At 65.6% G+C, this 12231-nt stretch carries 9 protein-coding genes; 8 read left to right on the forward strand and 1 reads right to left on the reverse strand.

The genetic code is table 11. The features are described from left to right. The first annotated feature begins 362 nt into the window (after window positions 1-362). The 8 genes from pyrR to GY937_12620 all read left to right on the forward strand — a co-directional run bounded on the left by pyrR (window position 363) and on the right by GY937_12620 (window position 11948). Window positions 363-881 carry a bifunctional pyr operon transcriptional regulator/uracil phosphoribosyltransferase PyrR gene (pyrR, locus tag GY937_12585; GenBank protein MCP5057544.1) on the forward strand — a complete coding sequence of 173 codons (519 nt, stop codon included), beginning with the start codon at window positions 363-365 and terminating at the stop codon, window positions 879-881. Then, on the forward strand, window positions 878-1825 hold the full coding sequence (locus GY937_12590; GenBank protein ID MCP5057545.1) for an aspartate carbamoyltransferase catalytic subunit: 948 nt from the start codon (window positions 878-880) through the stop codon (window positions 1823-1825). The genes pyrR and GY937_12590 overlap by 4 nt, the downstream gene beginning before the upstream one ends. Window positions 1826-1827: 2 nt before the next feature. Next, the gene (locus tag GY937_12595) at window positions 1828-3123 is read left to right on the forward strand and encodes a dihydroorotase (GenBank protein MCP5057546.1); all 1296 of its coding nucleotides are present in this window, start codon (window positions 1828-1830) and stop codon (window positions 3121-3123) included. 14 nt (window positions 3124-3137) lie between these two features. Next, on the forward strand, window positions 3138-4325 hold the full coding sequence (gene carA / locus GY937_12600; protein ID MCP5057547.1) for a glutamine-hydrolyzing carbamoyl-phosphate synthase small subunit: 1188 nt from the start codon (window positions 3138-3140) through the stop codon (window positions 4323-4325). Continuing rightward, on the forward strand, window positions 4325-7537 hold the full coding sequence (gene carB / locus GY937_12605; GenBank protein ID MCP5057548.1) for a carbamoyl-phosphate synthase large subunit: 3213 nt from the start codon (window positions 4325-4327) through the stop codon (window positions 7535-7537). The genes carA and carB overlap by 1 nt, the downstream gene beginning before the upstream one ends. A 63-nt stretch (window positions 7538-7600) precedes the next feature. Further along, entirely contained in the window at window positions 7601-9967 is a 2367-nt protein-coding gene (gene recG / locus GY937_12610; GenBank protein MCP5057549.1) for an ATP-dependent DNA helicase RecG, read from the forward strand. Between the two features lie 41 nt (window positions 9968-10008). Then, window positions 10009-10551 carry a glutaredoxin family protein gene (locus GY937_12615; protein ID MCP5057550.1) on the forward strand — a complete coding sequence of 181 codons (543 nt, stop codon included), beginning with the start codon at window positions 10009-10011 and terminating at the stop codon, window positions 10549-10551. Window positions 10552-10790: 239 nt separating this feature from the next. After that, entirely contained in the window at window positions 10791-11948 is a 1158-nt protein-coding gene (locus tag GY937_12620) for a 2-isopropylmalate synthase (protein ID MCP5057551.1), read from the forward strand. 12 nt (window positions 11949-11960) lie between these two features. Here GY937_12620 and GY937_12625 read toward each other — a convergent pair. Beyond that, the coding region (locus GY937_12625) for an acetolactate synthase large subunit (protein ID MCP5057552.1) at window positions 11961-12231 on the reverse strand (271 nt) is incomplete at its 5' end.

Genomic DNA, 12231 nt, shown 5'->3' on the forward strand with positions numbered 1-12231 from the left:
ACCCGATGGGGCAGGATGGGCGGGCTCTCCGAGTGCTACGAAGCCGAGGATGAAATGCCGTTCCCGCCCGAGAGCGCAGCCGGGTAGCCGGAAGGGAGAGCGGAAGAACGTCCCCGCCGCCTGGTGGCAAGGCGGTGCCGAGCGGGTATCCTCCCGCCGGCTCGAGACCTTTTAACCCTGTCCGGTGAGGCGGGGAAAGGACCGAGGTGGCGAATCATCCCCCTCATCGGCCGGACGGCGCCCAGCGGACGTCCGGCCCCAGCAACGGATCCGGAGCGCGCTCCTCGGTGTCGAGCGCGTCGGAGCCTGCTTCTCTCGAACTGCAGGTCGTGCTGGACGGGATTGGCATTGGCCGCGCGCTGATGCGCATCGCTCACGAGATCGTCGAGCGGAACGAAGACCTGGAGAGCCTCTATCTCGTCGGTGTGCCGAACGGGGGAGTGCCCCTGGCACGGCGTCTTGCCGAGAACCTGAACCAGGTCGCCGATCTTGAGCCCCTCGTCGGAATCCTCGACACGACCCTGTACCGGGATGATTTGATCTCGAGCGGAAAGCGGCCCAAGCTGCGCCATACCGAGATGCCCTCGGCGGTCGACGACCGGGTGGTGATCCTGGTGGACGATGTCTGCAGCACCGGCCGAACGATCCGCGCGGCGATGGATGCCCTGATGGATTTCGGTCGGCCGCGCGCCGTGCAGGTCGTCGCTCTGGTGGACCGGGGCCACCGGGAGCTGCCCATCAAGATCGACTACGTCGGCAAGAACATCCCCACCCAACGTGCCGATCTGGTGAAGATGCGAACCGAGGACGGCGTCCAGGGTGAGCCGCTCGATGTGGTGTTGCTACAGCCAGAAACCGCGACGGGGGGGGCTCCGCAATGATGGAGAACGGCCTGCTCGGAATCCGGGAACTCGAGCGCGAAGACATCGAGACGATTCTCGAGACCGCCATCCACATGAAGGAGGTGGCCGAACGCGACGTCAAGAAGGTGCCGACCCTTCGGGGCAGGACGATCATCAACCTCTTCTTCGAATCGTCGACGCGGACCCGGACGAGCTTCGAAATCGCGGGCAAGCGGCTCTCGGCAGACGTCGTGAATTTCACCCCGTCGCATTCGAGCCTCTCCAAATCCGAGAGCATCCTGGATACGGCGAAGACCCTCGACGCGATGGATCCGGATGCTGTCGTCGTTCGCCACAACGTGGCCGGAGTTCCCAAGCGAATCGCCGACGAGCTCGAGGCTCCGGTGATCAACGCCGGGGACGGTGCCCACGAACACCCGACCCAGGCGCTCCTCGATATGTTGACGGTGCTCGAATCCAAGGATCGCCTGGATGGTCTGACGGTGACGATCATCGGCGATATCGCGCACTCACGGGTGGCCCGCTCGAACATCTATGGCTTCCTCAAGATGGGAGCGGAGGTTCGGGTGGCGGCGCCGCCCACGATGATACCTGCCGCGGTGGAGACGCTTGGCGTGAAAGCCTTCACGTCCCTCCGTGAGGCCCTGGACGGAGCCGATGTGGTGATGGCCCTGCGCATCCAGCGCGAGCGCCTTGCCGGAGCGTACTTCCCGAGCGTTCGCGAGTACGCCGCCACATTCGGGCTCGACCGGGCGAAGCTCCGCTTCGCAAAGGACGACGCCATCGTCATGCATCCGGGCCCCGTGAATCGGGGCGTCGAGCTCGCCCACGATCTGGCGGACCACCGACCGAGCGTGATTCTGGATCAGGTTCGCAACGGAGTCGCCCTGCGCATGGCGGTGCTCTACCTGCTGGCGGGTCGACCTTCCGGGAAACCGGCTGAGAAGCGAGGGAATTCTTGACGATGGGACGAGTATGGATACGCGGCGGCCGCCTGATCGACCCGGCTTCGGGCCGAGATGAGATCGCGGATGTCCTGCTGGAGGACGGCCGGGTCGAGGCCATCGGCCAGGACATCTCTGCGTCGGATGCCGAAACCCTGGATGCCGAAGGCTGTTGGGTTACCGCCGGCTTCATCGACCTTCACGCACACCTGCGAGAACCGGGTCAGGAATACAAGGAGGACATCGGCTCCGGTGGCCGTGCCGGAGCTGCGGGCGGTTTTACCGGTCTCTGCTGCATGGCGAATACGGATCCCGTGAACGACGACCCGGCGGTAACGGACTACATCCTCGATCGTGCACGCCAGGATTCCCCGGTTCATATCTATGCAGTCGCTGCAGCGACGAAGGGTCTGCTCGGCGAGGTGATGACCGAGATGTCCGCCCTGGTCGAAGCCGGCGCGGTGGCCTTCAGTGACGATGGTCGGACGATCATGGACAGCGACATGCAGCGGCGCGTTCTCGAGTACTCGAAGCTCGTCAGCAAGCCGGTCATGGTCCATGCGGAGGATCTCACCCTGGTCCGGAAGGGCGTGGTGAACGAAGGCGCCGTTTCGACACGGCTCGGCCTGCCGGGGAATCCGGTTGTCGCCGAGACGGTGCACGTGGCTCGGGACATCCAGCTGGCCGAACTCACGGGTGCCCATCTTCATGTCGGGCATGTCTCGACGGCGGGTGCCGTGGCGTTGATTCGCCAGGCACGTGAACGTGGCGTTCACGTGACGGCAGAGGTGACGCCTCATCATTTGACGCTCACCGATGAGGCCACGCTCGGCTACGACACCAACACGAAGATGGCGCCGCCCCTTCGCAGTGAAGCGGATGTGGATGGCTGTATCCAGGGCCTGGCCGACGGAACGCTCGATGCCATTGCGACCGATCATGCGCCTCACGCGGTGTACGAGAAGGAGGTCGAGTTCACCGAGGCGCCTCCCGGTGTCCTGGGCTTCGAGACGGCCTATCCAACCGTGATGGAGCTGGTGCGCAAGGATCGGATTTCGCCGATGGGATTGATCGCGTCCCTCACATCGAATCCCGCCCAAGTCTTCGACCTGCCCGGCGGGCGGCTGAGCCGCGGAGCGCCCGGCGACGTGACCGTGCTCGATCCCGACCGGAAGTGGATCTATGACCCCGCCAAGGGGTATTCGAAGAGCCGCAACTCTCCGTGGGCGGGCCAGGAAATGCTCGGGCGGCCCGTCGCAACCTTCGTAGACGGCGCGCTCGTCTATCACGTCGACCGAGGAGTGATCCTACCGTGACTGCAGCCTTTTCCTTGCCGAAACCGGCCCGGCTCGTGCTCGCCGACGGCACCATCTTCCGCGGCACCGCCCAGGGTTCGTCGACGGTGGCCGCCGGAGAAGTCTGCTTCAACACGAGCATGTCGGGCTACCAGGAGATCTTGAGCGACCCCTCCTATGCCGGGCAGCTGGTCACGATGACGGCTCCCGAGATCGGGAACGTGGGGACGAACGCGGAGGACGACGAATCCCGCCGGCCCTTCCTGCGCGGCTTCATCGTCAAGGAGTTGTTCGACGAACCGTCGAACTACCGGGCCCAGGAGAGCCTTCCGGCCTACCTGGAGCGTTTCGGGATTCCCGCCATCTCGGGCCTGGACACCCGGGCGCTGGTGCGGCGTATCCGCGACCAGGGCTTCCAGAACGGGGTGTTGAGCACGGATCCCGCCCAACAAGACGAGGCGGAACTCCTGGCTCTGGCGCGTTCCGCGGCTCCTCTAGAGGAGCAGGATCTCGTCGCCGAGGTCACCTGCGAAGCCTCCTACGAGTGGAAGGAGGGATGCTGGAGTGGCATCGAGGGCCAGCTTCCCCGGGCCGCCGTGCCGGAACCGCCGCTCCGGGTGGTCGCCTACGACTTCGGCGTGAAGCGGAACATCCTGCGGCTGCTCGTCGAGCATGGCTTCGAGGTGACGGTGGTACCGGCCACCACCTCTTCAGAGCAGGTTCGGGCGCTCTCGCCGGATGCGGTCTTCCTTTCCAACGGCCCCGGAGATCCGGCGGCCGCGCAGGGCGTGCGGGAGCACGTGAGAGCGCTCTCTCAGGAGTTCCCGATGTTCGGTATCTGCCTGGGCCACCAGATCCTGGGCCTCGCCCTGGGCGGGCGCACCCGCAAGCTCAAATTCGGACACCACGGGGGCAATCAACCGGGCAAGGACCTGGCGACGGGCAAGGTCGCGATCTGTGCTGAGAACCATGGCTATGCGGTCGAGGCCGATTCCCTGCGCGAGGCCGGAGAGCCCGTCGAGATCACCCACGTGAACCTGAACGACGACACCGTCGAAGGGCTCGCTCATCAAGAGCGTCCTCTTTTTTCTGTGCAGTATCACCCGGAGGCCTCACCCGGGCCCCATGACGTCCGCTACTTCTTCGAGCGTTTCCGCACCATGACCCTCCGTCACAAGGCGGGTGAGACGGTGAGCGGCGCCCAGATCTCCAAGGGAAACTGATGCCGAAGCGCACCGATATCCAAACGATCCTGGTGATCGGCTCGGGCCCGATCATCATCGGGCAAGCCTGCGAGTTCGATTATTCGGGCACCCAGGCCTGCAAGGCTCTCCGTGAGGAGGGCTACAGGGTGGTGCTGATCAACTCGAATCCGGCCACGATCATGACCGATCCGCAGACGGCGGACCGTACCTACGTCGAGCCGATGACCGTGCCGATGGTCGAGAAGATCATCGCGATCGAGAAGCCCGATGCACTCCTGCCGACGATTGGCGGACAGACGGCACTGAACCTGACGATCGAACTGGCCGAAGCCGGCGTGCTCGAGAGTCACGGCGTGGAGCTGATCGGTGCGAATCTCGAGGCGATCCTGAAAGCCGAGGATCGCGACAGGTTCCGAGTCGCCATGAAGAAGATCGGCCTGGCGTTGCCGGAATCGGGCTATGCCCGCTCTCTCGAAGATGCCCGGGAGATCCTGAAGACCACCGGTTTGCCCTCGATCATCCGGCCGAGTTTCACGTTGGGCGGTGCCGGCGGAAGCGTGGCCGAGACCGACGACGAGTTCGATGATCGGGTGGATTGGGCCCTGCGGACCTCGCCTCGCGGGGAGTGCCTGATCGAGCAGAGCGTCCTCGGCTGGAAGGAGTTCGAGCTCGAGGTCATGCGGGATACCGCAGACAACGTGGTGATCATCTGCTCGATCGAGAATTTCGATGCGATGGGTGTCCACACGGGCGATTCGATCACCGTGGCTCCCGCCCAGACCCTCACCGACCGCGAGTATCAGGTGATGCGCGATGCAGCGATCGCGATCATTCGCGAGATCGGCGTGGATACCGGCGGATCGAACATCCAGTTCGGAGTAAACCCGAAGGACGGCTCTCTCGTCGTGATCGAGATGAACCCGCGGGTCTCGCGTTCCTCCGCGCTGGCGTCGAAGGCAACCGGTTTCCCGATCGCCAAGATCGCTGCGAAGCTCGCCGTCGGTTACACGCTGGACGAGATCCAGAATGACATCACACAGGAGACACCCGCCAGCTTCGAGCCCACCATCGACTACGTCGTGACGAAGGTTCCGCGCTTCACGTTCGAGAAGTTCCCGGATGCGGACAACCTGCTCACGACCCAGATGAAGAGCGTCGGCGAGGCGATGGCCATTGGCCGGACGTTCAAGGAGAGCTTCCACAAGGCGCTGCGTTCGCTCGAGGTTGGGCATGCGGGGTTGGAGCGACCGACCGTGCCCGACGGTGCCGAGGGCCTCGACATGCTCTGGGGCATGGTCGAAAAGCCTCGCCCGGGCCGACCCTGGGCCATTGCCGAGCTGATGCGACGAGGCATCCGTGTGGAGGAACTCCATCGGCGCTGTTGGATCGATCCGTGGTTCCTTCGGAACCTGCTCGAGTTGGTGGAGATGGAGCGAGGCCTCGAAGCCGCTGCGGTGGAGGATCGTCCGGCCTGGTTGCGCCCGGCCAAGCAGGCGGGCTTTGCCGACGCCCGCCTCGCTGCGCTCTGGAACCTCTCCGAGGAAGACGTGCGCGCGCTTCGGGCCGAGCACGGCATCCAGCCCGTCTACAAGCGGGTCGATACGTGCGGCGCGGAATTCGAGGCCCACACACCGTATCTGTATTCGACCTACGAGGACGAATGCGAGGCCGAGCCGACCGAGCGGCGCAAGATCATGATCCTCGGCGGTGGCCCCAACCGGATCGGGCAGGGGATCGAGTTCGACTATTGCTGCGTGCATGCCGCCTTCGCATTGGAGGACGCGGGCTTCGAGACCATCATGGTGAATTGCAACCCGGAGACGGTCTCCACCGACTACGACACCAGCGATCGCTTGTATTTCGAGCCGCTCACCTTCGAAGATGTGCTGGCCATCGCCGAGCTGGAGAAGCCTGACGGAGTGATCGTGCAATTCGGCGGGCAGACGCCGCTGAAGCTCGCCATGCCTCTCGAAGCTGCCGGGGTGCCCATTCTCGGAACACCGCCGGATGCCATTGATCGCGCTGAGGATCGGGAACGTTTCGACGTGGTGTTGGAAACCCTGGGCCTCAAACGGCCAGATTCCGGAATTGCCCGCAGCTTCCGGGAAGCCGCCGATGCCGCGACACGAATCGGTTACCCGGTACTGGTGCGCCCCTCCTATGTGCTAGGCGGGAGGGCGATGGAGATCGTGCACGACGAGGAGAGCCTGGCGAACTACATGCGCTTCGCCGTGAAGGCTTCGCCGGAGCATCCGGTGTTGGTCGATCGATTCCTGGCGGATGCCATCGAGGTGGATGTCGACGCGATCGCGGACGACGAACGCGTAGTGATCGGCAGCATCATGGAGCATATCGAGGAGGCGGGAGTCCACTCGGGCGATAGCGCTTGCTCCATCCCGCCGTTCTCCCTGCCCAAGACGGTGGTGGACGAGATCCTCGATTCCACGCGACGCCTGGCCAAGGAACTCAGTGTGCGAGGCCTCATGAACGTGCAGTACGCCGTGAAGGACGGCGAGGTGTACGTGATCGAGGTGAATCCTCGCGCTTCTCGCACGATTCCCTTCGTCTCGAAGGCGATCGGCCGACCGCTGGCCAAGCTGGCAGCGCTCGTGATGGCGGGCCAGAGCCTGGCCGAACTCGGCTTCACGGAAGAGATCTGGCCGAAGCATTTCTCCGTGAAGGAGGCCGTCTTCCCGTTCGTGAAGTTCCCCGGAGTCGATACCGTGTTGGGCCCGGAAATGAAGAGCACGGGCGAGGTGATGGGAATCGATTCGGATTTCGGACGCGCTTATGCAAAGGCACAGATCGAAGCGGGCAACACGATCCCCGAGTCCGGTGCCGTGCTGATCTCCGTGAAACGCCAGGATCGAGGCAAGCTCGGCGAGGTGGTGCAGGAGTTCCATGACGCCGGCTTCGAGGTGCTCGCGACGCCGGGCACCGCACGGGTGATCGAAGCCCTGGGACTCGACGTGGAGGCCGTGGCCAAGGTCGGCGAGGGCCGGCCCAACGTCGTCGAACGGATCGAGGCCGGCGACGTGGATCTGGTCCTCAATACCGTCGAACAGGATCCGGTGGCCGTGCGCGACTCCTTTTCGATTCGCCGCGCCGCACTGAATCGGGGCATCCCCTACTTCACGACACTGGCCGCGCTGCGGGCCGCGGCCGGGGCGATTCGCGCGGTGCGCCAACACTCGATCGGCGTCCGCTCTCTGCAGGAGATCCACGGCTAGGCCCAAGGCGGGAGCGGAAACAGCGGAAAGAACGTCCCCGCGTTCCCTCGCTACCCTCGCTGGATGGATTTCCCGGAGGCGATCGAGGCGATTCGGAAGCCCTTGGCTTTCGCCGCCGGAGGCCAGGCCGACAGGCTCCAGGATCTCGAGAAGACGATCTCTGCGAGCGTCGAGCGGGCTGCGGGAATGGCCATCCCGCCCGACGTGCGAAAGACGCTCGCACAGGTGGCGGCTCTTTTCGCAGCGAGCCTCCCAGGCGACGAGCGCCGCCATGCGGTGGAACGGGCTCTGGACCTGCTGGCGCCGCTGCAGGCCCAGGATTTCTGTGATCTCGCGATTGCCCGGCCGATCGCCACGCTTCCGGGCATCGGCGCGAAGCGGGCGGAAGCCCTGGCGAAGCGTGGCCTGCGAACGATCGTGGATCTGCTCTTCCACCTGCCGAGCCGCTACGACGATCGTCGGGAACGGATCGCTGTGGGTGCGCTCCAGGTCGGAACCCGCGGGACTTTCGAAGCCGAGGTGATGCTCGCGGATTTCGTACCCATGCGCGGCCGGGCCCGCAGCGGGCGGCTCTTCCAGGCCGTGGTGGGAGACGGTACGGGAACCGTGACCCTCAAGTGGTTTCGCGGCGGCGAATCCCTGCAGAAGACGGTGACGAAGGGAACGCGCTTGCTCGTCACCGGCGACGTTCGCCGTTACCGCTTCAACAAGGAGATCACCCATCCGGAGATCGACAGGATCCCGGAGGAGGAAGAAGACGCCGGCGCAGCGGGCGAACCCATTGTTCCCGGTTATCCCGTGCCGGAAGGCGTTCCGCCCCGCACATTCCGCCGCCTGGTCGCGGTTGCCGTCGAGTATTTCGCAGATCTCGTGCCGAGCACGCTGCCTGCCTCGCTTGCGCGGGAGCGAGGGCTTCCGTCAACGCCCACGTCCCTGCGACAGATTCACCAGCCCGATGGCCAGGCGGATCTCGAGGCGTTGCGCGAGCGGACGACGCCGGCTCATGAGCGGTTGGTCTTGGAGGAGCTCTACCTGCTCGAGGTGGGCCTGGCGATACGCCGCGCCGAGCGCGCCGCAGAGCCGGGCATTGCGTTGCCCGCCGACGCGTCTGTCCTGGAGGAAGCGGTTGGCGCGCTGCCGTTCCGCCTGACGGGCGCCCAGCAGAGGGCCTGGGCAGAGATCCAGCGGGATTTGGGGGAGCCCCATCCCATGAACCGGTTGCTCCAGGGGGATGTGGGCAGTGGCAAGACCGCCGTCGCCGCGTTGGCAGCGGTGGTGGCGGTGAGGGCCGGGTATCAGGCTGCGCTGATGGCGCCGACTGAGTTGTTGGCAGAGCAGCACGATCGAACGCTCCGCCAACTGCTGGGCAAAACGGGCGTTCGCCTCGGGCTTCTGACCTCGTCGGCTCCTGGAGCCTCGGAAGTTCGCCAGGCACTTGCGAAGGGGGAAGTCGATCTGGTCGTCGGTACCCACGCATTGGTGCAACGGGATGTCGATTTCGCGCGCTTGGCGCTCGTGGTGATCGACGAGCAGCACAGGTTCGGAGTGATGCAGCGTGCGGCCCTCGCGGCGAAGACACCGGGCGGTGTCAGCCCCCATGTCCTGGTGATGACGGCGACGCCGATCCCTCGCAGCCTCGCACTTACGTTGTACGGCGATCTCGAGCTCTCTGTGATCGACGAGTTGCCGCCGGGCCGAAGTCCGACGGAGACGCTGCTGCTCCGGGAAGGGGAGGGCGAGCAGGTGACCCGACTCGTCCGTGAAGCCCTCGATTGCCAGGAGCAGGTGTACGTGGTGTATCCGCTGGTCGAGGAATCCGAGAAGCTCGACTTGCGGGCGGCGACCGAAAGCACGGAACGCATCCGCGCGGCGTTCTCGGACGTAGCGGTCGATCTGGTCCATGGTCGGCTGGATGCCCGATTGCGGGCCGAGGCGATGGCGCGTTTCATGGCAGGCGAAACCCGGATCCTCGTTTCGACGACCGTGATCGAAGTCGGTGTCGACATTCCGGCGGCCACCCTGATGGTCGTCGAACACGCCGAGCGTTTCGGCCTGGCCCAGCTCCACCAGTTGCGGGGCCGGGTGGGGCGCGGGGAGCGGCCCGGAACCTGCGTTTTGGTGGCTCGCGGGGGCGGCGAGGACAGCGAGGCGCGTCTGCGAGCCATGCTCGAGACGACCGACGGCTTCCGGATCGCGGACGCGGACCTGCATATCCGTGGCCCCGGGGAATTCCTGGGGACCCGCCAATCCGGCAAACTGCCGGACCTGCGCTTTGCCGACCTGGTCCGCGATGCGAGGTTGGTGGCCGTGGCCCGCGAAGCCGCGAACGAAGCCCTGAGGGCGGATCCCGGCCTGTGCCGTGCGCCCGAGCTGGCGCGCTCCGTGCAGACCCGCTGGGGGGATCGGCTATCCCTCGTTGGGGTGGGGTAGTGCCCGGGCCCCGGTCTGCCGATAAGCCAGGGATGCGAACGATGCTTCTCGCTCTGATCGGCATGTTGGCGGTTTCGGCCATTGGCGGCTGGTTGATTTCGCGGCATGCATCCGAAGAGATCGCAGGTTGGATCCAGGAGGGGCCGCCCTTCGATCTGGCCGAGGCCGTGGCAGGCGGGGCGAAGCGGCCGGATCGCGTGCTCTTCCAGTACATCGATGCGCAGGGCCAGGTCCAGTTCGTCGATTCCCTCGACCAGGTTCCCGAGCCGTTGCGGAAGGATGTTGGGCGCATCGAGGTGGCCGCGCAGACGCCGGCCCCTGCCAGGGCGAAGCGACGTCCGTATGCCGCCGCTTCCCATGAGGTGGTGATGTACGTCTCGCCGGGCTGCCATGCCTGCGATCTGGCGGCCCAGTGGCTCGACCGCAACGACGTGCCGTACACCGAGCTGAACATCCGCTCGGACGAGGCCCAGGAGAACCTGCGGGGGAAGGTGGTTCGTTGGGCGACGCCGACGATCGATATCGATGGCCAGCTGGTGATCGGCTTCGACCCAGGACGCCTGGGAGAGCTGCTGGAGCTCTAGAACCAGGCGGGACTTGACTCCGTAGGGCGTCCCGCCGATACTGGTCGAACCATGAACGGTCGCTTGTCCAGCCAGCTGCTTTCCCTAGGCCTGCTCCTTAGCAGGGCGGGGGGGGTCTGTTAGCGCAGGACAAAGCGCGACCTAGCGAGACCCTCTCCCGCCGAACGGCCGGAGAGGGTTTTTTCCTTCGGGGCAAAGGTTGCCCCCGTTCCGGCCCGAGGCACCGCCGGAGCGAATCCATGTCCGAATCCAATCCGTTTGATCCCGAGCACGTCGTAGTCTTGGACACGACCCTGCGCGATGGGGAGCAGACCGCCGGTGTCTGCTTCTCCGCGACCGACAAGGTCGAGATCGCTCTCGCCCTCGCCGAGATGGGTGTGGATGTCATCGAGGCGGGCTTTCCGATCAACTCCGCCGCCGAGTGCGCGGCGGTGGCGGAAGTGGCCGCCAATGTGCGCGGGGCCCGGGTGTGCGCGCTCGCCCGGGCCGTTCCGAAGGACGTGGCTGCCGCCGGTGAGGCCCTGCGCCATGCCGAGGAGCCCCGTATCCACGTGTTCGTGAATGCATCCGACATGCAGCTGGCTCACCAGTTGAACAAGAGCCGGCAGCAGGTTCTCGCGATGGCCGCCGCCATGGTGCGGAGCGCCCGGGAATTCACCGACGACGTCGAGTTCAGCCCGATGGATGCCACCCGCGCCGATCGTGCGTTCATCGGCGAGTTGGCCCAGGTGACGGTGGCCGCGGGAGCGAGCACGATCAACCTGCCCGATACGGTGGGCTTTGCCACGCCCGATCAGGTCGCCTCGCTGGTGGCCTACGTCCGCGGTCTGGTACCCGAGTCCCTGATCTCCTTTCACGGCCAGGACGACCTGGGGCTCGCCACCGCGAACGCGCTGGCGGCTGTTGCGGCCGGGGCGCGCCAGGTCGAAGTCGTGGTGAACGGAATCGGGGAACGCGCCGGCAACACGGCCTTCGAGGAAGTGGTGGCAGGCCTCTCGGTGCACGGCGAGCGGTTGGGTGTCGCAACGGGCGTCGATCTGCGCGGGATGGGACAGGTTTCGGCCCTGGTTGCAGCTCGTTCGGGCGTCGACGTTCCACCTAACAAGGCGGTTGTGGGCGGAAACGCATTCCGCCACGCATCGGGCATCCATCAAGATGGCGTGCTGAAGGAGCGCGAAACCTATGAAGTCCTCGACCCGAAGGCCGTGGGTCATACCGTCGGCACGCAGATCGTCCTGGGCAAGCTCTCCGGTCGAGGTGGCTTCGCAGAGCGCGTAGCGGCATTGGGCTATCGCCTCGCAGAAGCACCGCTGGAGCAGGCATTCCGCCGCTTTCAAACCCTCGCCGCCACCAAACCCGAAATCGACGACGCCGACCTCCACGCCCTCTGCCGCTGACCCATCAGGAAGTCAACCAGCGGGGACGGGCTCGGATTGGGCATGGCGGAAGGCGTCCGCGAACGCTTCCGCGGTTTCGACCCGGGTTCCGGGGACACCGAAGGCCTTGGCTGCATGGGTCCAGTCGATTTCGGGGTTGCGAAGGTCGGTAAGGCTCTGGGCCTTGGGGCCCGGCTCGGCGATGCCGGCCCGGGCGAGTTCGACTTGAAGGATGCGGTAGCTGCGGTTTGCACAGATGATGGTCGTGACGTCGAGTCGTTCGCGTGCCTGGGTCCAAAGGGCC

Source organism: bacterium (genome assembly GCA_024228115.1).
In the GTDB taxonomy this organism is placed as follows: Bacteria; Myxococcota_A; UBA9160; order UBA9160; family UBA6930.